This is a genomic window from Micromonospora sp. RB23, assembly GCF_053585025.1.
Map to the genome: position 1 here is coordinate 327,101 of NZ_CM132111.1, position 19,742 is coordinate 346,842.

General features: G+C 71.2%; 17 protein-coding genes and 1 riboswitch. Of the genes, 10 read left to right on the top strand and 7 right to left on the bottom strand.

Annotation, left to right across the window (positions count from 1 at the left end):
* From ACTFTM_RS01445 to ACTFTM_RS01455, 3 genes are all read left to right on the top strand, one after another.
* Positions 1-1,407 carry a protein kinase domain-containing protein gene (locus ACTFTM_RS01445; RefSeq protein ID WP_449564082.1) on the top strand — a complete coding sequence of 469 codons (1,407 nt, stop codon included), beginning with the start codon at positions 1-3 and terminating at the stop codon, positions 1,405-1,407.
* The gene (pknB, locus tag ACTFTM_RS01450) at positions 1,404-3,218 is read left to right on the top strand and encodes a Stk1 family PASTA domain-containing Ser/Thr kinase (protein ID WP_449564083.1); all 1,815 of its coding nucleotides are present in this window, start codon (positions 1,404-1,406) and stop codon (positions 3,216-3,218) included. Before ACTFTM_RS01445 ends, pknB begins: the two co-directional genes overlap by 4 nt.
* 98 nt (positions 3,219-3,316) lie before the next feature.
* Entirely contained in the window at positions 3,317-3,937 is a 621-nt protein-coding gene (locus ACTFTM_RS01455) for a SanA/YdcF family protein (protein WP_449564084.1), read from the top strand.
* Positions 3,938-3,950: 13 nt separating this feature from the next.
* Here ACTFTM_RS01455 and ACTFTM_RS01460 read toward each other — a convergent pair whose 3' ends face one another.
* From ACTFTM_RS01460 to ACTFTM_RS01475, 4 genes are read right to left on the bottom strand one after another with little or no spacing between them, the layout of a single operon-like run.
* On the bottom strand, positions 3,951-4,601 hold the full coding sequence (locus ACTFTM_RS01460; protein ID WP_433536374.1) for an aminodeoxychorismate/anthranilate synthase component II: 651 nt from the start codon (positions 4,599-4,601) through the stop codon (positions 3,951-3,953).
* A 2-nt stretch (positions 4,602-4,603) separates the two neighbouring features.
* Positions 4,604-4,891, bottom strand: a complete 288-nt coding sequence (locus tag ACTFTM_RS01465; protein ID WP_449564085.1) for a hypothetical protein — start codon at positions 4,889-4,891, stop codon at positions 4,604-4,606.
* Between the two features lie 4 nt (positions 4,892-4,895).
* Complete coding sequence (locus ACTFTM_RS01470; RefSeq protein ID WP_449564086.1) at positions 4,896-6,467, bottom strand: class E sortase; 1,572 nt, start codon at positions 6,465-6,467, stop codon at positions 4,896-4,898.
* The gene (locus ACTFTM_RS01475) at positions 6,464-7,267 is read right to left on the bottom strand and encodes a DUF881 domain-containing protein (RefSeq protein ID WP_449564087.1); all 804 of its coding nucleotides are present in this window, start codon (positions 7,265-7,267) and stop codon (positions 6,464-6,466) included. The genes ACTFTM_RS01470 and ACTFTM_RS01475 overlap by 4 nt, the downstream gene beginning before the upstream one ends.
* A gap of 221 nt (positions 7,268-7,488) precedes the next feature.
* On the opposite strand from ACTFTM_RS01475, the gene ACTFTM_RS01480 reads away from it, so the two are divergent.
* From ACTFTM_RS01480 to ACTFTM_RS01500, 5 genes are all read left to right on the top strand, one after another.
* Positions 7,489-7,752 (top strand): cell division protein CrgA, encoded by a 264-nt coding sequence (locus ACTFTM_RS01480; RefSeq protein ID WP_007454145.1) that lies wholly within the window; start codon positions 7,489-7,491, stop codon positions 7,750-7,752.
* A 303-nt stretch (positions 7,753-8,055) separates the two neighbouring features.
* Positions 8,056-10,254, top strand: coding sequence for a (Fe-S)-binding protein (locus ACTFTM_RS01485; RefSeq protein WP_449564088.1), 2,199 nt, complete (start codon positions 8,056-8,058; stop codon positions 10,252-10,254).
* Positions 10,255-10,359: 105 nt separating this feature from the next.
* Positions 10,360-11,682, top strand: coding sequence for a hemolysin family protein (locus ACTFTM_RS01490; RefSeq protein ID WP_449564089.1), 1,323 nt, complete (start codon positions 10,360-10,362; stop codon positions 11,680-11,682).
* Positions 11,675-12,676, top strand: a complete 1,002-nt coding sequence (locus ACTFTM_RS01495; protein ID WP_449564090.1) for a hemolysin family protein — start codon at positions 11,675-11,677, stop codon at positions 12,674-12,676. The genes ACTFTM_RS01490 and ACTFTM_RS01495 overlap by 8 nt, the downstream gene beginning before the upstream one ends.
* Before the next feature lie 167 nt (positions 12,677-12,843).
* Positions 12,844-13,857, top strand: a complete 1,014-nt coding sequence (locus ACTFTM_RS01500) for an NlpC/P60 family protein (RefSeq protein WP_449564091.1) — start codon at positions 12,844-12,846, stop codon at positions 13,855-13,857.
* A gap of 58 nt (positions 13,858-13,915) precedes the next feature.
* On the opposite strand, the gene ACTFTM_RS01505 is transcribed toward ACTFTM_RS01500, so the two are convergent.
* On the bottom strand, positions 13,916-15,871 hold the full coding sequence (locus ACTFTM_RS01505; protein ID WP_449564092.1) for an N-acetylmuramoyl-L-alanine amidase: 1,956 nt from the start codon (positions 15,869-15,871) through the stop codon (positions 13,916-13,918).
* Positions 15,872-16,106: 235 nt separating this feature from the next.
* Positions 16,107-16,242, top strand: a riboswitch (cyclic di-AMP (ydaO/yuaA leader).
* A gap of 12 nt (positions 16,243-16,254) precedes the next feature.
* Between ACTFTM_RS01505 and ACTFTM_RS01510 the strand changes: the two genes are divergently transcribed.
* On the top strand, positions 16,255-17,295 hold the full coding sequence (locus ACTFTM_RS01510; protein ID WP_449564093.1) for a C40 family peptidase: 1,041 nt from the start codon (positions 16,255-16,257) through the stop codon (positions 17,293-17,295).
* An 81-nt stretch (positions 17,296-17,376) separates the two neighbouring features.
* Here ACTFTM_RS01510 and dcd read toward each other — a convergent pair whose 3' ends face one another.
* A complete protein-coding gene (gene dcd, locus ACTFTM_RS01515; protein ID WP_266247661.1) occupies positions 17,377-17,955 on the bottom strand; it encodes a dCTP deaminase in 579 nt (192 codons plus the stop codon).
* A gap of 77 nt (positions 17,956-18,032) precedes the next feature.
* Between dcd and ACTFTM_RS01520 the strand changes: the two genes are divergently transcribed.
* Positions 18,033-18,581, top strand: coding sequence for a pyridoxamine 5'-phosphate oxidase family protein (locus ACTFTM_RS01520; protein ID WP_449564094.1), 549 nt, complete (start codon positions 18,033-18,035; stop codon positions 18,579-18,581).
* Between the two features lie 71 nt (positions 18,582-18,652).
* Here the strand turns inward: ACTFTM_RS01520 and ACTFTM_RS01525 are convergent, their stop codons facing one another.
* Positions 18,653-19,639 (bottom strand): zinc metalloprotease, encoded by a 987-nt coding sequence (locus tag ACTFTM_RS01525; RefSeq protein WP_449564095.1) that lies wholly within the window; start codon positions 19,637-19,639, stop codon positions 18,653-18,655.
* Between the last annotated feature and the right edge of the window lie 103 nt (positions 19,640-19,742).

A 19,742-nucleotide genomic window follows, 5' to 3' on the forward strand; every position in this document is an offset into this window, starting at 1 on the left:
ATGCTCAGCCCCGGCGTCCAGCTCGGCAACCGCTACCGTCTCGACGAGCGGATCGCCAGTGGCGGCATGGGCGACGTCTGGCGCGGCACCGACCAGGTGCTCGGCCGGACGGTCGCGGTGAAGAGCCTGCTCCCCGCGCTGCTCGACGACCCGGATTTCGCCGAGCGGTTCCGGGGCGAGGCCCGGACGATGGCCACGATCAATCACCCCGGGGTCGTCGACGTCTACGACTTCGGCAACGACCAGCAGATCGCGTTCCTCGTCATGGAGTACGTCGAGGGCGACGCCCTGTCCGCCACGCTGAGCCGGGTCGGCCGGCTCACTCCGGCCCGGACGATGGCGCTCGTCGCGCAGGCCGCGGACGCGCTGCACGCCGCGCACGAGAAGGGCATCGTGCACCGCGACGTGAAGCCGGGCAACCTGCTGGTCCGGCCGAACGGCACCCTCGTGCTGACCGACTTCGGCATCGCCCGCTCGGACATCGTCGGCCAGCTCACCGCCGCCGGCTCGGTGCTCGGCACCGCCTCGTACATCTCGCCGGAGCAGGCCACCGGGCAGGTGGCCACCCCGGCGTCCGACGTGTACGCGCTCGGCGTGGTCGCCTACCAGTGCCTCGCCGGACGGCGACCGTTCGAGGGGGACAACCCGCTCGACATCGCCATGCGACACGTCCGGGAGACGCCCCGCCCGCTGCCAAACGACATCCCGCCGCAGGTCCGCGCGGTGGTCGAGCGGGCGCTGGCGAAGGATCCGGCCGCCCGGTGGCCGAGCGCCGCCGCGCTCGCCTCGGTCGCCCGGCAGCTCAAGGCCGCGCTGTCGCAGCAGGCCCGGGCCGGTGGCGCCGCCGCGCCGATCTCCGGGGCGCCGTCCTCGCCCGCCGCACCCGGGCGGGCGCAGGTGCCGCAGGCGCAGCAGTTCCGCCCGCCGAACGCGCCGCACCGGCAGCCTCCGGTCGGGCAGCGGCCCACCACGGTCGCGCCGGCCCAACAACCCCGCCCCACCGCTGTCGCGCCGGCCGTACCGCACGCCCGGCCGCCGGTCGCGCAGGCCGGCTACCCGCGCGGCGCCGCGGCGGTGCCGCAGGCACCGACCCGGCAGGAACATCCACCGGCGTACGCCCGGCAGGCCGGTCCGACGCCCGAGCCGCGCCGGTCCCGGCCCGGGATGGTGCTCCTCGCCATCCTGTTGGCCTTACTGGTCCTGCTCTGCTCCGGCGTGATTTCCTACAACCTGCGGAAGGCGTCGCAGACGGGTGCGTCCGGGGCGGCGACTTCACAGACCGTGACGTCCGGCGCGCTGCGGCTCGACGGACGCGACGATGCGACCCGGACGTCGTACCGTCGTGGGGTACGAATCCGGCCGGGTGACGGCGGGACGACGACGAGCGAAGGACGACAGACGCGATGACAGCGCAGGCCCGCCTGCTCGGTGGCAGGTACCAGGTCGGCGAGCTGCTCGGCTACGGCGGCATGGCCGAGGTGCACCGCGGTCGCGACCTCCGGCTCGGTCGGGACGTCGCGATCAAGATGCTCCGCACCGACCTCGCCCGGGACGCGACGTTCCAGATGCGTTTCCGCCGGGAGGCGCAGAACGCCGCCTCGCTCAACCACCCGGCGATCGTCGCGGTCTACGACACCGGTGAGGAGACCGCCCCGACCGGTGAGACGCTGCCCTTCATCGTCATGGAGTTCGTCAACGGACGGACGTTGAAGGAGGTCCTCGGCGTCGAGGGCCGGTTGCAGCCCCGCCGTGCGCTGGAGATCTGCGCCGACATGTGCGCGGCGCTGGAGTTCAGCCACCGGCACGGGATCATCCACCGGGACATCAAGCCGGGCAACGTCATGCTCACCCAGACCGGCCAGGTCAAGGTGATGGACTTCGGTATCGCCCGCGCCCTGGCCAGCGGCGCGACCACCATGACGCAGACCAGCGCGGTCATCGGCACCGCGCAATATCTGTCGCCGGAGCAGGCGCGCGGCGAGGCCGTGGACGCCCGCTCCGACGTGTACGCGGCCGGCTGCGTCCTGTTCGAGCTGGTCTGTGGGCACCCGCCGTTCGTCGGCGACAGCCCGGTCAGCGTTGCGTACCAGCACGTCCGGGAGACCCCGCCGACCCCGAGCGACATCAACCCGGACGTGACCCCGGCGGTTGACGCGATCGTGCTCAAGGCGCTGTCGAAGAACCCGCTGAACCGCTACCAGAGCGCCGGCGAGATGCGGGCCGACCTGCTGCGCGCTGCCGCTGGCCGCCCGGTGCTGGCCACCCCGGTGCTGCGCGAGGCGGAGACGGTGGCGATGGCCCCGGCCGGCGGCGCTGCCGGCTACCCGCCGGCCGCCACCGGACCACAGACCCGGCAGGTCCCGGCGCGGGTCGGCGACCCGCGCCAGCGCAAGGCGTCCTCCTGGCTGATCGCCCTGTTCAGCGCGGTCGGCGTGCTGGCGGTTATCGCCTTGGTCGCCGCGCTGCTCTGGAGTCAGCAGGACAAGGACCTGAAGGCGGTGCCGACGCTCGCCGGGAAGGCGCGCGACGCGGCGGTCACCGAGATCCGTAACGCGGGCTTCAACCCGGTGGTCGGCGATCCCGTCCTCGACAACGACTGCACGAAGGGGACCGTCGCCAAGCAGGATCCCGCGGCGGGCGTCCGGCTGAAGCCCTCAAGCACGGTGACCGTCCAGATCTGCGACGGCAAGCCCGACGTCAAGATCCCTCCGGGTCTGGTCAACTCGCAGTTCGACAACGTCGAGCCCCAGCTCGAAGCGTTGGGACTGACCGTCGATGAGAAGCCGGTCGACAACCCGGCGCAGAAGGGCATCGTGGTCAAGGTAAGCCCGCCCTCGGGAAGCACCGTCCCGCAGGGCAGCAAGGTGACCGTCGAGGTTTCGCGCGGCAACGTGAGCAAGGTGCCGAACGTCGTCAACTCCACGAAGGACGACGCTGCCGCCGAACTCCGCGCGGCGGGGTACGTGGTCTCGTTCCGCGACGGCGACGAGGTGCCCGCTGCCGAGGCCGGCCGGGTCCAGAGGCAGAACCCGAAGGGCGGTACCGAACTGGCGCAGGGCCGGACCGTGATCATCGAGGTCGGCATCCCGGAGCCGGTCGAGGAGACGCCCAGCCCGCCGGTGACCCCGACGCCGACACCGAGCAGCACGAGCACGCCCGGTAGCGGTGGCGGCACCGGCCAGCCGATCATCCCGCCGTTCCGGGTGGACGGGGAGTAGCCGTCCGCATCCGGCTACGGGGCCTGCGGACACCCGTCGACGGCCACCCACCGGCCGGTCGCTGGCGACGGCGGCTGCGACGCGCGGCGGTTCTCGGCGTGGTCGTGGTGGTGCTGAGCAGCGTCCCGTGGCTGTGGACGACGATCGGCGCACGGGGGCACACCTACGACGCGTCGGGGGCGCCCGCCGCCGACGTCGTGATCGTCCTCGGCACGGCGGCGGCCGCGGACGGGCGGCAACCGGGCGACCGGCTCGCCGGCCGTCTGGAGACCGCCGCCGAGCTGGTGCGTAACGGCCGGGCGCGGGCGGTGCTGGTGTCCGGCGACGGGGGTGGCACCTCCGGCGACGAACCGACGGTGATGACCGCGTACCTGACCGAGCGGCTCGGCGTCGACCCGGGACGGGTGGTGGCGGACCCGTTCGGCCTGGACACGTACGACAGCTGTGTCCGCGCCCGGGACGTGTACGGCGTCCAACGCGCGCTGATCGTGACGCAGTCCTACCACCTGTCCCGGGCGGTGACGCTCTGCCGGCACCTCGGTCTCGACGTCGACGGGGTGGCCGCCCGCTGCGACGGATGCGGTTCCGTGATGCTCGCCGGGAAGGCGGTCCGGGACTACCTGGCCAGCGGGAAGGCGGCCTGGGACGCGTTCCGGGACCGGCCACCGGCGGTTCGGTCACCTGCGGACCCGGCCGTGCGGGACGCGCTCGCGGGCTGACCGTCCGGACGTTCTACGAGGTGGCGAAGGCGGCGAGTCGCCGGGCGTCCACCTCGGCGGCCAACGCCGGCGCGCGTTCCAGCGCCTCGGTGTGCCCGCAGCTCGCCAGCCAGTTGGCGAGCATCAGGTGGCCGCCCTCGGTGAGCACCGACTCCGGGTGGAACTGCACACCCTCGATGGGCAGCGTCCGGTGCCGCATCGCCATCACCACCCCGGAGCCGGTCCAGCCGGTGACCTCCAGCTCGTCGGGCAACGTCTCGGGGAGGACGGCCAGCGAGTGGTAGCGGGTGGCGGTGAACGGGTCGGGCAGGCCGGCGAGCACGCCGACGGAGTGGTGCCGTACCTCGGAGGTCTTGCCGTGCAGCAGCTCGGCGGCCCGGGTGACGGTCGCTCCGAACGCCTCCCCGATGGCCTGATGGCCGAGGCAGACGCCGAAGATCGGCAGCTTGCCCGCGTACTCCCGGATGACGTCCAGGCAGATGCCCGCACGGTCTGGGCTGCCCGGACCGGGTGACAGCAGGACGCCCGCCGCGCCCAGCCGGCCGACTTCGGCGACGTCGATCTCGTCGTTGCGGCGCACGTCGCAGTCCACGCCGAGTTGACCCAGGTACTGCACCAGGTTGAAGACGAACGAGTCGTAGTTGTCGATCACCAGGACGCGCATCGTCACCTGCTCGTGGAGGACGGCTCGGGATTGTTCCGGTCCGTGTCGTACGGCAGGTCGTGTTCGTCGCCGGCCGGTGCGTCGTCGGTCACGCCCGCGTCCCCGTCGCCCGGGTCGCCGGGAACGCCGGAGTCCTGGGTGACCTGGACGTCGTCGAAGGGCAGCAGGGGCTCGGCCCACGGGAAGGCCACGTACCAGAGCAGAGCCACCGTGGCGGCCGCGAGCAGCACCGAACCGACGAGCTTGCCGGCCAGGCCGAACGGGAGCTTGCGCCAGATGAACGCGTACATGCCGTCAGCCTCCCAGCTCCGTCGGGCGGCCCGCCGACTTCGGCTGGGTCCGGTCCAACTCGGCGTGGATGATCAGGCGCTGGTAGTTGTCCCACTTGGGGTTGCAGGTGGTCAGGGTGAGCATCCGCTTGGTCGGTTTCTTGTTCGGCTCGCCGGGCACCGGCGCGACCACCTCGACCTGCGTGGGCTTGACGATGCGGGTCTGTGCCACCCGGTAGACGTACCAGTCGGTCTTGCTCTCGACCACGATCGCGTCACCGTCGTGCAACTCGTCCAGCCGCCAGAAGGTGGCCCGGTTCCGGTGGCCGGCGACGGAAAAGTTGCCGATCTGTCCGGGCAGCGCGCTGGTCGGGTAGTGGCCCGGGGCGTACCGGATGTCGTTCTGGGTGACGCCCTCGACCACCACCCAGTTCTTGTCGAGCCTGGGGATGTACAGACCGGCGATCGGCTTGCCGTGCACAGGCGGGGACGGCTTGGCGCTCGGGCCCTTGGACGGCGCGACCGTCGGGTCGTCGGTCGGGCCCCACTCCTGAGCGAGTTGGCTGCTGAGGTCGTTCTGGTGGGCGTCCACGACGGCGGACTTGCCCCACACCTCGTAGCCGGCGAAGAGGAGCACCACCAGGCCGAAGGTGATCAGGATTTCGCCGGTGGCCCGGATGCCGGTCCGGAGCCGGGAGGCGATGGACGGACGGGTCAGCTCCGAGTAGACGCTCTTGTAGCCCTCGCCGGTCTGGTGCGGCCGGAGTTGGACGACCCGCTCACCCCGACGCGGTCGGGGCGGCTCGGCGGGGGCGTCGCTCTCGCCGGCCGGCCCCTCCGGCGCAGGCGTACGGGGAACCGCGCCCATCAGCGCCGTCGTGTCGATGGACGGGGGTCGGGGCGTCGGCCTGCCGGTCACGGCGGGGATGACCGCGGTGGCGTTCGGGTCGGAGGCGGCCGGGGAGACGGGGGCGCCTGCCGCGCTTGTCGTACGCGTGGACCCGGGGGTGACCTTCGGAATGAACGCGGTGGGCGCGTTGCCGCCCGACGACGCGGGGACGCCGGGGGGCGGGGAGGCGCTCGGGGGTGTGGAGGCGCCCGGAGCGTTGCCGGGCGCGGCCGGTGCGCGCGTGGGATCGGTGCCCGGGGTGGCCGGCCGGACCGGCCCCGGTGGGGACGGCGCGGTCGGTCGGCTGGGAGCGGCGGCGAGGGGAGGACCGGACTCGGCGCGCGGTGCCGCGTTACCCGGCCAGCGCGGTGGCGCGGTCGGCGTCGGGTGGTCGGGGTTGACCTGCGGGTCGGGCCGTCCGGCGCTCGGTGCCTCGAAGGCGGCGGGCGGGCTCGTCGGCCGTGACCGGCTGGGCAGCACTGGATCGGGCCAGTTTCCGGCCGGTGTCCGCCCCGGTGTCGGCGCGGGCCGGGCTGGCGACGAATCGGGTCGACCTCCGGTGGGCTCAGCGTTGCCCGGGGAGGGCTCCGGCCGGCTCGCAGGCGGCTCGGTGCGGTCCGTTTCGGGTCGGCTGACCTTGGGCAGGAAGGCTGTCGGCTCGTCGGCCTGGTCCCGGTGTCGCCCGTCGCGGCCGTCGGGGCCGCTCACTTGGGCACCGTCGCCGAGCGGAGGGCCGTGGAGTCCTCGAAGGCCGGCACGGTCACGGTGGAGACGGACTCCTTGTAGCCGAGTTGGTAGTCGTCGACTGCGTCCTTGAACAACCGGACTCCCTCAGAGCTGGCGAGGGCCTGCTGGAGGGCAGCGGGATCGCCGATCGCTACGATCTTGAACGGTGGGGAGTACACCCGGCCATGAAGCAGCAGGGTGTTACCGACGCAGCGTACCGCGCTGGTTGCGAGCACGCGGACGTTCATGATTGACATGGCTTCCGCTCCACCCGCCCAGAGCGCGTTGACCACCGCCTGCACGTCACCCTGGTGGACGACGAGGTCGTCGTTGGTGGCGTCGGAGTGAGCCTCGTCGTTGTGCTGGGGTGCGTCGTTCAGCTCGACCGTCACGGCCGTGCCGGTGACGGGAGTGAATCCGGCCGCCGCGAGGCTGCGTTGGGCTCGGGTCTGCTGGGCCTTGATCGGGGCGTCCGAGTCGGCCAGCGTGTTGGTGCGTTGCTCGACCTCGTCGCGGAGGGTGGCAGCGCGGCGCTCGCTCGCCGTGACCTGCTGCTGCCGCTCCTCGATGAGCTGGTTGAGCTGGGGCCGCCGGTCCTCCCGCAGGGCGGTGCCGCCGGCCGTGGTTGCGGTGGTGGTGAAGAGCAGCCCCGCCGCGGCGGCGATCAGGGGCACCCCGATCGACCAGCCTGGTCGCCGTTGGCGTGGCCGCCGGGGCAGCAGCCCGGCGACGGCCCGTCGGAGGACCTTCTGCCAGGAGGCGGCGCCGGATGTGTACTCCACCGAGCGTTCCTTCCGCGTGTCGGGGGTCGGTTCGTGACGGCTGGGCCGCGATGCGAACAGTCCCGCCTTTTTCGGTCACTCCATGTACCTGCCTGACCCCATTCGTGGTCCAGGCGGCCGTTCGGGACTACGCTAGCTGTCGAACATTATTGGCCATGAACCGTCGCCTCCGCGTCCGGTTGTCAGGCCGGACGAGGTTGTCACCCCCTCTGGAGAGCGCCGTGCCCAAGTCTCAGGTCCGCAAGAAGAAGGTGTACACCCCGCCGACGGACGTCCGTCCGACGACGACGGCGGCGTCGCGCAAGCCTAGCCCGGTGTGGCTGCCGATCACCGCGGTCGCTCTGATCGTCGCGGGCATCGGCTGGCTTGTCGTCTACTACCTCTCCGAGCAGGAGTACCCGGTCGCCTCGTGGCAGTACTGGAACCTGGCGGTCGGCTTCGGCGCGATGGTCGCGTCGCTGGTGCTGCTCTCCCGCTGGCGCTGAGCCCGGTCGGGCCGCCGCCGCACCGCGGGATCCACCACCGGACCCCAGGATCTCCGTCTCCCGCCGTCCCCCTGCCCGGCAGGGCCGGGCCGGGCACCCTATGGTGTCCGCAGGCGGCGTGGCCTACTGCGAGATGACTCACGTTACTGCTGGGTAACCTTGCGCGTAGGCTGCACTGCATGACCGAGCGGAGCGAGGTCATCGACCGGTCCGGTCGCGGGTGCGGCAGCGGCGCGACGTTGCCCCACTCCGGCCCCGGTTGCTGAACCGCTCGACGAGCAGCAGACCGGGGAGGCCAACTCGATGGGCAGCGTCCAGATCGTCACCACGATCCTCGCGGCTGGCATCACCGCCGTGGCGGTGTGGCTGGCGGTGCGCGCGGTCATGAAGATGACGGCCGTGATCCGGCTGGGGCAACCCGCTCCGGAGCGGTTCGCCGACAAGGGCGCCCGCACCAGGAAGATGCTGGTGGAGACCGCAGGCCACACCCGGATGCTCAAATGGGGTGTGGTGGGCGCCGCCCACTGGTTCGTGATGGTCGGCTTCATCGTGCTGTCGCTGCTGGTGCTCGAGGCGTACTTCGAGGTGGTCACGCCGACCGGTGGCCTTCCGGTCATCGGGCACTGGACCGTCTTCGGGCTGGCCACCGAGATCATCACCGTGCTGGGGCTGGTCGGCATCCTGGTGCTGATGGCGATCCGGCTGCGCAACCGGCCGAGCCGGCCCGGCGGTCGCTCCCGCTTCACCGGCTCGACCATGTGGCAGGGCTACTTCGTCGAGTGGATCGTGCTGCTGGTCCTGATCTTCGGCCTGGTGATCCGGGGCTTCAAGGTCGCCACCGACCACTTCGAGTACCCGGTCTGGGCGACCCCGGTCAGCCACGCGGTCGGCGCGATCCTCCCGGACTGGTCGGACGGGGCGAGCGTCGCCGCGCTCATCAAGATCGTCATCTCGATGACCTGGCTGATCGTCATCTCGCTGAACGTCACCATGGGCGTCGCCTGGCACCGCTTCCTGGCCTTCCCCAACATCTTCTTCAAGCGCGACCCGGAGAAGCCGGCCGGTTCCGGCCTGGGCCCGCTGCGTCCGATGATGAGCGAGGGCAAGCCGCTCGACTTCGAGGAGGCCGACCCGGAGAAGGACCAGTTCGGCGTCGCCCAGGTCGAGCAGTTCACCTGGAAGGGCCTGCTGGACTTCAGCACCTGCACCGAGTGCGGCCGCTGCCAGTCGCAGTGCCCCGCCTGGAACACCGGCAAGCCGCTGTCGCCGAAGCTGCTCGTGCTCAGCCTGCGCGACCACGCGTACGCCAAGGCGCCCTACCTGCTGGCCGGCGGCGGCAAGGACCTCACCGGCGAGGAGAAGGCCACCCAGGCGCAGCTCGCACACCTGGACGTGCTGTCGCTCGCCGAGGGCGACAAGCCGCTGATCGGCACGGCCGAGGAGGGCGGGGTCATCGACCCGGACGTCCTCTGGTCCTGCACCACCTGCGGCGCCTGCGTCGAGCAGTGCCCGGTGGACATCGAGCACGTGGACCACATCGTCGACATGCGGCGTTACCAGGTGCTCATCGAGTCGAGCTTCCCCTCCGAGGCCGGCGTGATGCTGCGCAACCTGGAGAACAAGGGCAACCCGTGGGGCGCGCCGCAGAACACCCGCGAGGATTGGACCAAGGGCCTCGACTTCGAGGTGCCGCGGGTCGGCGAGGTGGACGACTTCGAGTACCTGTTCTGGGTCGGCTGCGCCGGCGCGTTCGAGGACCGGGCCAAGAAGACCACCCGCGCGGTGGCCACGCTGCTCAACGAGGCCGGCGTGAGCTTCGCGATCCTGGGCGAGGGCGAGACGTGCTCCGGCGACCCGGCCCGCCGGATCGGCAACGAGTTCGTCTTCCAGATGCTCGCCCAGCAGAACGTCGAGACGCTGAACGAGGCGTTCGAGGGTCGGGAGAAGGCCAAGCGCAAGATCGTTGCCACCTGCCCGCACTGCTTCAACACGCTGGGCAACGAGTACGGCCAGCTCGGCGGCGAGTTCGAGGTCGTCCACCACACCCAGCTGCTGGCCCACCTGGTGTCCACCGGCAAGCTCACGCCGGTGCAGCCCGTCGATGGCGGCGTCACCTACCACGACCCCTGCTACCTGGGTCGGCACAACCGGGTCTTCGCCGCTCCCCGCGAGGTCCTCGGCGATGCCATCCAGGGCGAGATCACCGAGATGCCCCGCAACAGCGAGCGCTCCTTCTGCTGCGGCGCCGGCGGCGCCCGGATGTGGATGGAGGAGAAGATCGGCAAGCGGATCAACGTGGACCGGGTCGAGGAGGCCATGGCCACCGGGGCGAAGACGGTAGCGGTCGGTTGCCCGTTCTGCTCGACCATGCTCAACGACGGCGTGAACGGCAAGGGCGCCGGTGAGCAGGTCGAGGTGGTGGACGTGGCGAGCGTCCTGCTGCGCTCGGTCAAGCCCGAGCAGCCGCGGGGCGACAAGGAGGCCACGCCGGTCGCCGGCTGAGGCGTACACCTGGAGTTCTGCACATCGGCGGCGGCGGCCCTCAGGGGTCGCCGCCGCCGTGCAAGAATCTCGCCGAGGTGAAGAGACATCGACGGCCTGCTCTTGATGACGCTGCTGCCGCTGGTCGGGTTCGTTGCGCTGACCGCCGGCAACGCGTTCTTCGTCGCGGCCGAGTTCGCCCTGGTCACGGTCGACCGCGCGGAGATCGACCGGCGGGCCTCCGCCGGCGACGACGCCGCCCGGACGGTACGCGCCGCGCTGCGTGAGCTGTCCTTCCAGCTCTCCGGGGCGCAGCTCGGGATCACCATCACCGCGCTGCTCACCGGCTATCTGGCCGAACCGGCGCTGGCCCGGCTCTTCACCCCGCTGCTGCGTCCCCTGGCCGGGGAGGGCGCCGAGCGGTTCACCCCGTTCCTGGCGCTGGCCCTGGCGACGCTCATCTCCATGCTCTTCGGCGAGCTGGTGCCCAAGAACGCGGCGCTGGCCCGGCCGATGCCCGCCGCGCTGGCCACCGCCGGGCCGATGCACGCCTTCTCCCGGACGTTCGGCTGGCTGATCCGGGGCCTGAACGGCTCCGCGAACCGGTTGGTCCGGGCGCTCGGCGTGGAGCCGCAGGAGGAGTTGGCCAGCGCCCGGTCGCCGGAGGAGCTGGGCCTGCTGGCCGCCATCTCGGCCCGCGCGGGGGCGCTGCCGTCGGACACGGCGATGCTGCTGCGTCGCACCATCCGGTTCGGCGACAAACGGGCCGCCGAGGCGATGACTCCCCGCGTCGACGTGGTCGCGCTGCGGGCCACCGCCAGCGTGGCCGAGCTGCTCGAGGAGTCCCGGCGTACGGGTCGGACCCGCTTCCCCGTGTACGAGGAGACCCTCGACCTCGTCACCGGTGTGGCGGGCGTGCCGGACGCGCTGGGCGTGCCGCTGACGGCACGGGCGTCGACGGCGGTCGCCGCGGTGGCCCGTGAGCCGGTGTACGTGCCGGAGAGCCTGGACCTGGACGGCGTGCTGGCGGCGTTGAAGGCCGCCGGAGCCGACCTGGCCATCGTCGTCGACGAGTACGGCGGCACCGATGGCGTGGTGACGATCGAGGACCTGGTCGAGGAGCTGGTGGGCGAGATCGCCGACGAGTTCGACCCGGCCAGCGTGGACGACGCCGGGCCCTTCGAGCTGACCGTGCCGGGCGGGGAGCGCACGGTGCTGGTCGACGGCGTGTTGCGCTCCGACGAGTTGGTCGAGCAGACGGGCTTCCGGCTGCCCGAGGGGCCGTACGAGACGTTGGCGGGATTCCTGCTGGCGCGGCTCGGACACATCCCGCTGCCCGGCGAGACGGTCGACGCCGACGGCTGGGAGTTCACCGTGGTGGAGGTGGAGCGGCACCGGATCGAGCAGGTCCGGGTGCTGCGCCCGGCGGATCCCGACGCCGATGACTGAGCTGCTGGTGGCCGTCCTGCTGCTGCTCGGCAACGGGTTCTTCGTAGGCAGTGAGTTCGCGCTCATCGCGTCCCGCCGGACGGTGATCGAGCCGTTGGCGGCCGGTTCGAAGCGGGCCCGCTGGGCGTTGTCGGCGATGAACCAGATCCCCCTGATGATCGCCGGCGCGCAGCTCGGCATCACGGTCTGTTCGCTGGGCCTCGGCGCGATCGCCGAGCCGGCGTTGGCCCACCTGCTCGAGTCGCCGTTCCACGCCGTCGGCCTGCCCGAGCGCGCGGTGCACCCGGTGGCGTTCGTGCTCGCGCTCGGCGTCGTCGTCTTCCTGCACACGGTGGTCGGCGAGATGGTGCCGAAGAACATCACGCTTGCCGGTCCGGAGGTCTCGGCGCTCTGGCTGGGCCCGGCCATGCTGGCGTTCTGCGTGGCCACCAAGCCGCTGCTGCTGGCGATGAAGTGGGCCGCCCGGCGGGTGCTGGCCCTGTGGCGGATCGAGGCGACGGAGGCCGTGAAGACGGTGTTCACCGCCGAGGAGTTGGCGGGGCTGGTGTCGCAGGCGCGTACGGAGGGGCTGCTCGACGCCGAGGAGCACGCCCGCATCACGGGCGCTCTGGCCCTGCACACCCGGACCGCGGCGGACGCCCTGCAACCGTGGTCGACGGTGACGACGGTGGCCGAGGACGTCTCACCGGCGTCGCTGGAGGTGTTGGCGACCCGTACCGGTCGGTCCCGGTTCCCGGTGGTGCAGCGGTCCACCCGGCGGGTGCTGGGCTTCGTGCACGTCAAGGACGTCCTGGGGTACGCCGGGCAGGGTCGCCGCGCGCCGGTGCCGGCGGCGGTGTACCGGCCGTTGGCGGTGGTGCCACCGGACCGTACGCTGGCCGATCTGCTGCTGGCCATGCGCAGGGAACGGCGACACATGGTGCTGGTCAGTGACGGACGCCGACCTCTCGGTGTGGTCACTCTCGACGATGTATTGACCGCAATCGTTGGGTAATTGACCAACACCCTTGGTGTGCAAGTGGTTGCGCGACAGTGACACTGTCGCGGCTCGCCTTGATTCCGGTCCGACGCTTCCCTAATGTGGTGCACCGACCGCTGTGGGTCGTCTGCCTCGGCCCTTCCCTCAAGCGAGGCGCCCGGCGGTCGGTTGCAAAGGAGTCGGTGCCGGTGGCAACCATGCCCCCTCATCGTCACGCACCAGGACTGCCTGCTCGACCGGGCGGTCTGCGCAAGGTCGCCCACCGTCTGCTCGTGCTGGTCGCGGCAGCCGCGGTCGGTGCCGGAATGCTCGCCGTGCCGGCGCAGGCCGAGCCGACGGTCGACGAGATCGAGGCGCAGATCGACAAGAAGTGGGAGCAGTTGGAGCCCACGATCGAGCAGTACAACAAGGTGCGGGCGCAGCTGAAGGTCAACAAGAGCAAGTCCGCCGCGCTGCAGAAGAAGATCGAGCCGCTGGCCCTGCAGAGCGAGCTGGCGCTCAACCGCGTCGGTGACCTCGCTTCCCGCTACTACATGTCGGGCCCCTCGCAGGAGATCGGCGCGCTGCTGGTCAGTGCCAAGCCGGACACGCTCACCGAGCAGCTCACCCTCCTCGACCGGCTCGCCGCACAGGAGCGCAGGCAGGTCGAGGGTGTGCTCGCCGTCCGGGCCAAGTACGACGCCGAGAAGCAGAAGCTGGACGCGCTGATCGCCACCCAGACCAAGCAGCAGAACGACCTGGCGGCCAAGAAGAAGCAGATCGACGCCGAGATCAAAAAGCTCGAGGCGTCGATGCCCAAGACCACGGTCAAGACCGCCGGTTGCCCGACCATCAACGGTGTGGTCTCCGTGGCGGCACAAAAGGCGATCAAGACGGCCTGCCAGCAGGTCGGCGATCCGTACGTCTGGGGTGCCGTCGGTCCGAACGCGTTCGACTGCTCGGGCCTGACCCAGTACGCCTACAAGTCGGCCGGGATCTACCTCACCCACCACACGGGTGATCAGTGGAACGAGGGCAAGGCCGTCTCACGCGCCGACGCCCGCGCCGGTGACCTGGTCTTCTTCTACTCCGGTCTGAGCCATGTCGGGCTCTATCTGGGCAACAACCTGATGGTGCACGCCCCACGTGCTGGCAAACCGGTGCAGGTGTCCAGCATCAACACGATGCCCGTCGCCGGGTTCCGCAGACCTGGCTGACCTCTCCCCACGCACGACGACGGCCCCCGGTCACCTCGACCGGGGGCCGTCGTAGTTCTCAGCGGGGTGCGCCCACCGGGGACGGCAGGAGCTGCACGTCGGCGAGGTCGACGTACATGATCCGGTGACCGAACTGGATCTGCGCGTACCGGTTCTGCCCCCGGATCACCGTCCAGTCGCCGGGCGAGGACCCGTCGAAGGTGCTGGCCCGGTAGTACTCGCCCGGCAGCACCGCCCCGACCGCGTACCGCTGGCCGGCGGCGAGGGTGTACTGCAACGGTGAGATCGTCTGGTAGGGCACACCAGCGGGGTAGGCGGCCTGCTCCGGGTACGCCCGCCCGTAAACCGGGATGGTGGCCCGGCCGGGCTTCGGGGTGACCACCAGGCCGACGGTCCACGTCGCGGTCGGGGCGGACGCCGGGTTGTGGAACCAGGCCCGCTGGCCGAGGTACCAGATGGCCGTCCAGTCGCCCTCCCGACCGGCCAGCGCGTACGTCTGGCCGGCGGACGCGCGGGCGCCGTGGTCCGACACGTCCATCGTGTTCGGGGTGCCGTCGGGGCGCAGCGCGACGTCGTTGACCAACGGCGCGTCCGCCGACGGCGCGGTGCGCAGCAGCACCGACGAGGAGCCGCGCGGCGCGCACGGTGTTCCCGGGGTGACGCATCCGGTGAACGCCGGCTGGTTGGTCGCGTAGTCGGGGTCGATCCGGACCAGCCCGGTGGCCGGGGTGCCGGTGTCCAGGCGTGGGGCGTGCAGCAGGTCGAAGTAGTGCGTCCAGTCCCAGTAGGGCCCCGGGTCCCAGTGCATCCCCCGTACCGTCGACGCGGTGGTCCCGGGCACGTTGTCGTGGCCGATGATGTGCTGGCGGTCCAGCGGGATGCCCAGCCGCAGCGCGAGATGGCGGACGAGCTTCGCGGAGGTCCGGTACATCGCCTCCGTGTACCAGGTGCCCTGCGCGGCGAAGCCCTCGTGTTCCAACCCGATCGACTTGGCGTTGACGTACCAGTTGCCGGCGTGCCAGGCGACGTCCTTGGTCCGGACGTGCTGGGCGATGTGCCCGTCGACCGAGCGCAGCGAGTAGTGCCAGCTCACGTAGGTCGGGTCCTGGACGAGTTGCAGGGTGGTCGCCCAACTCGCCTCGGTGTCGTGGATGACGATGTACTCGATCTTCTGCCGGCCGGGCCGGTCGGACAGGTCGTGGTTGCCGTAGTCGCCGTCGCCGAATGCCGCGTAGGGGGCGGGGATCCACTCGCAGGACACGGTGCGGGGGCACTCCAACCCGTCCGGGCGGGCGAGTTGTCGCAGGCCGAGCCGGTCCAGCCAGGACCGCTCGGGTCGTACCGCGCGGGCCGGCAGCGTGACCCGCTGGCCGTCGTCGGTCAGCCGCGTCTCGCCCGCGCCGATCGTGGTGAAGACCTCGTCGGCGAAGGCCGCCGCGGCGTCGGCGCTGTCCGCGCCGGCGTAGCGGGCCACCGCGCCGTACCAGGTGGCCGGGTCGGTGCCGGCTCCGACCGGGGCGCCGACCTCCCGTTGGTACGCGGCCAGCAGCGCCGCCCCGCCCCGGATGTTCGTCGCCGGGTCGGTGCGTAGCGCCTCGACGGTGGCGCCGGTCAGTGTGGCGGCCGCGTCCACGGTCTGTAGCGCGGCGGTCGGGGGCGCGTCCTCGGTGGCGGGCGCGGGCGCGAGAGCGCGACGGGAGTCGTCGCCGCGCGGGTCCTCTCCCGGGGTGTCGTGGTGGCCGCGCCGGGGTAGGGCGGCCACGTGTCGGGCGTCGGTCAGGTGCATCGGGCCGTAGCCGCCGCTGGTGCTCGGCGTGCCGGCGTTGCTGTCCCAGCGGGACTCCAGGTAGGAGACGCCGAGCAGCACGCCGACGGGTACGCCGTACTCGGTCGCGGCGGCGGCGTACTGCTGTTGGCGGTCCGTGATGGGAGCCGCGGAGGCCGGGCCGGCGGGCAGCGGCACGGCCGCCGTGGCGGTGACGAGTGCGACGGCGAGCAGGGTCGGACGTTTCATCGAACTCCCTACATGTGAACTGGTGTCGGTCCGGTCACCTTCGCGCCGCCCGGGAGTCCGCGTCAATACCTTTCCATGTATCAAAACATGCGGAAAGAAACCTTCACCTCCGCTCGATGGACCGCTCCGATCGGTACGGAGTGTCACGGCCGCACGGGTTGCGGATCGGTAACGGCCGTCTCTACTCTGGTCATTCGTCGGCCCGGTAGCAGGTCTGCCCACCCCGGGCGGTAACGGACCGACACCGCCGAGTCGCTCGCGAGCGAGCCGGGGACCCACGTTCCCCGGGGTGAATCCGCAGTCACTGCGGTAGGGCGCCCACTTCCCGCCCGAACCCGTCAGCTAACCCGGTAGGCGGTCAGGAAGAAGGAGTACGGAACCCGGTGGCCCTCCAAGCCCCGCGGCCGTCGTCCGGACGGTCGGCTCCGGCCGACCCGACGTCGACCGTGCCGCGTCCACGCTGGTCCCGCTTCACCACCGCCCTCGCCGCCCTGGTCGGCGTCGCCGTCGTCCTGACCGGCAGCGCCACGGTGGCCCACGCCGACCCGTCCGTCGCCGAGATCGAACGACAGATCGACGAGGACTGGAACAAGCTCGAACCGATCATCGAGCGGCACAACGCCACCCGTACCGACCTGGCCCTCAAGCGCAAGCAGGCCGACGCCCTCGCCGCCCGCATCGCGCCGCTGGAGCGCCAGGTCGACGCCGCGATGGACAAGGTCAGCGCGCTGGCCGTCCGGGCGTACATGGGTGAGAACCTGTCGACCGTCAACACGATGCTCGGCAGCCGGTCGCCCAGCGAGATGGTCGGTCAGCTCGAGATGCTCGACCGCTTCGCCCACAACCAGCAGGAGGACGTCCGTCAGGTCGCCGACCTGCGCAACGAGCTGGCCCGGCAGAAGGCGCCGCTGGACGAGATGGTGGCCCAGCTGACCCGTACCGAGGCCCAGTTGGCGGCGAAGAAGAAGCAGATCAACGAGGAGATCGACCGGCTGCAGAAGCTGCGCCTCAAGGTGTACGGCAACGGCGGCGGCGGTCCGCTGCGCCCCGCGCCCTGCCCGGCCAGCTACCCCGGAGGCGGTGCCGGTATCGCGGTCAAGTTCGCCTGCGCCCAGATCGGCAAGCCGTACGTGTGGGGCGCCGAGGGGCCGAACTCGTACGACTGCTCCGGTCTGATGCTGGCCGCCTGGGCGAAGGCCGGTGTGTCGCTGCCGCACAACGCCGCCGCGCAGAGCCGGGTGACCAGGAACGTCAGCAAGGGCGACCTGCGCCCCGGTGACCTGGTCTTCTACTACAGCGACATCCACCACGTCGGCATGTACGTCGGCAACGGCTGGGTGGTGCACGCCTCCCAGGCCGGTGTGCCCGTCAAGATGAAGAGGGTCGACGACGGGCCCATCCACAGCTACGGCCGACCCGGCTGACCGACGCCGGACACGGTCAGGGCCCGTCGCGATCCGCTCGCGGCGGGCCCTTCGTCGTTTAGCTCCCGGTGGGAACGGCCGCTACCGCGTCGGCCAGGCGCGCCAGTTCTGCCAGGAGCGACTCGGCGTCGGCCCCCGCTGGCCCTGGTAACGCGACCCGTAGACCACCGAGCCGTACGGGTGCTCGGCCGGCGACGAGAGTCGGAAGATGCAGAGCTGACCGATCTTCATGCCCGGCCAGAGGGTGATCGGCAGGTTCGCCACGTTGGACAGCTCCAGCGTGACGTGCCCGGAGAAGCCCGGGTCGATGAACCCGGCGGTGGAGTGGGTGAGCAGCCCGAGGCGGCCCAGTGAGCTCTTGCCCTCCAGTCGGCCGGCGAGCTGGTCACCGAGCGAGATCACTTCAAGCGTGGAGGCGAGCACGAACTCCCCCGGGTGCAGCACGAACGGCTCGCCGTCGGGCACCTCGACCACCGAGGTCAGGTCGTCCTGCTGCATGGCCGGGTCGATGTGGGTGTAGAGATGGTTGTTGAAGACCCGGAACAGCCGGTCGAGTCGTACGTCGATGCTGGAGGGTTGGACCAGGGTGGGCTCGAACGGCTCCAGGCCCAGCGTGCCGGCCTTGATCTCGGAGACCAGGTCACGGTCGGAGAGCAGCATCGGACCACCATAGCGAGGTGGGCGGTGACCAGCGTGTCGAGGTCGCTCCTCGTACATTTGTTCGATAGAATGCCCGCATGGCTTCCTGGTCCGATTTCGCCGCAGACGAGCCCCGCCTCGCCGACGGCATCCGCGTTCTCCTGCAGCAGTACGGGCCGGGCTTCGGCTACCTGGCCACGGTCCGTGCCGACGGTGGGCCCCGGGTCCATCCGGTCTCCCCGGTCATCACCGACGAGGGTCTGTTCTGCTTCATCATCGACTCGCCGAAGCGCCGTGACCTCGAACGGGACGGCCGATACGCGCTGCACTCGTTCCCGCCGGAGGAGAGCGACGACGAGGCGTACGTGGCGGGCCACGCCTGGCCGGTCACCGACCCGGTGCGGGTGGCCCGGCTGGCGCAGAGCGCCCGGGCGGAGCCGCGGGTCGACTGGCGGCTGTTCGAGTTCACCGTCGACGTGGCAATGCTGACCCGTCGCGACCAGCACGGCCTGGGCATCGCCGTCGGGCACCCGGCCGTCCAGGTCTGGCTCGATCCGCACACCCCACCCGCGGCGACCGCGCCCGCGGCCGTACCGCAGACGCGCCCGACCCGTCGCAGCCGTGACGTCCAGTGCACGGCCGCCTGACCACGGTCCTGGGGAAAAACGCCGGTGCCGGCTCCGTCGACGGAGCCGGCACCTGGTGTACGCGAGGAGAGCTACGCCGCGCGGTACGCGTTCCATGCGGTCAGCATGCGGCTCGCCTGACCCGCGGTGAACTGGTACATGCACGAGTCGTAGGTGTAGTCCATGAAGTTGGTGATCGGGTCCAGGCCGGTCGCCGAGCAGGTGTTCCGTCCGGTCGGGCACTCGTACGCCGGGGACGCCTCGGCCGGGGTGTCGCTGACACCGTCGCCGGAGCCGCCACAGCCGCCCTGGAAGGTGTGGTAGAGGTTCAGCCAGTGGCCCACCTCGTGGGTGCCGGTGTCGCCCTGGTTGTAGTTGGTGGCGGTGCCGCCCGGGAGCGACTCGCCCAGCACGACCACGCCGTCCATGCTGCTGAGGTTCCGCTGCGGGAAGGTGGCCCAGCCCAGCAGGTCGTCGCTCAACTCGCCGAGGTAGATGTTGAGCGTGTTCTTGCCGCCCACCCGCAGCGACGACTTCATCGACCGCTCGGCGGACGAGCCGTCGACAATGGGGTACCAGGACGGGTTCGTCACCCGGTTGATCTTGTCGAGCCGGAAGGCGAACGCGGTGGCCGCGCCGCCGGTCCCGCCCGCGTAGGCCTGGTTGAGCACGCTGATCTGTGAGGTGATCATCGAGTCGGGGATGTTGCCGCCGGCCCGGGTGCTGTTCTCCTGGATCACGTGCACCACCACCGGGATGGTGACGGTGGCTGCCAGCGTCGTCGCGCCGGCGCCGGCCCGGTAGTTGGCCCGCTCGCGCAACGCCGCCGCGAGGTCGGCGTCCCGCTCACGGACCTGCTTGGCGGTCAGCTCGTTCGGCTCGTGCATGGCGCCGGCACCGGGCTTCGCCCGGGCGTTGGCGTGGCTGCCGGCCGGCTCCGCGCAGGCGCCGCCCGGTGCCGCGGAGAAGGCCGAAGCGGCCGGAACGACACCCACCGCAGCGGTGCTGAGCAGTAGCGCGAGGGTCGTCGACGCGACACCGGCGACACGCCGGGTCAGCAGGTTGGGACGGGGTCCCATGGGCCCACCTCTTTCTGGCGGCGCGACAGGGGGTGTGTCACGCCGGGGCTGAGAACGTGTGGCAGACGTTACAACCCATCGACGCATTTGAGAACGACCATAT

What these genes read in the sequence shown, in the direction of transcription:
- ACTFTM_RS01445 (WP_449564082.1), top strand. Translation starts at nt 1, where the DNA reads ATGCTCAGCCCCGGCGTCCAGCTCGGCAACCGCTACCGTCTCGACGAG.
- pknB (WP_449564083.1), top strand. Translation starts at nt 1,404, where the DNA reads ATGACAGCGCAGGCCCGCCTGCTCGGTGGCAGGTACCAGGTCGGCGAG.
- ACTFTM_RS01460 (WP_433536374.1), bottom strand. Translation starts at nt 4,601, where the DNA reads ATGCGCGTCCTGGTGATCGACAACTACGACTCGTTCGTCTTCAACCTG.
- ACTFTM_RS01465 (WP_449564085.1), bottom strand. Translation starts at nt 4,891, where the DNA reads ATGTACGCGTTCATCTGGCGCAAGCTCCCGTTCGGCCTGGCCGGCAAG.
- ACTFTM_RS01485 (WP_449564088.1), top strand. Translation starts at nt 8,056, where the DNA reads ATGGGCAGCGTCCAGATCGTCACCACGATCCTCGCGGCTGGCATCACC.
- ACTFTM_RS01490 (WP_449564089.1), top strand. Translation starts at nt 10,360, where the DNA reads ATGACGCTGCTGCCGCTGGTCGGGTTCGTTGCGCTGACCGCCGGCAAC.
- ACTFTM_RS01495 (WP_449564090.1), top strand. Translation starts at nt 11,675, where the DNA reads ATGACTGAGCTGCTGGTGGCCGTCCTGCTGCTGCTCGGCAACGGGTTC.
- ACTFTM_RS01505 (WP_449564092.1), bottom strand. Translation starts at nt 15,871, where the DNA reads ATGAAACGTCCGACCCTGCTCGCCGTCGCACTCGTCACCGCCACGGCG.
- dcd (WP_266247661.1), bottom strand. Translation starts at nt 17,955, where the DNA reads ATGCTGCTCTCCGACCGTGACCTGGTCTCCGAGATCAAGGCCGGCACG.
- ACTFTM_RS01520 (WP_449564094.1), top strand. Translation starts at nt 18,033, where the DNA reads ATGGCTTCCTGGTCCGATTTCGCCGCAGACGAGCCCCGCCTCGCCGAC.
- ACTFTM_RS01525 (WP_449564095.1), bottom strand. Translation starts at nt 19,639, where the DNA reads ATGGGACCCCGTCCCAACCTGCTGACCCGGCGTGTCGCCGGTGTCGCG.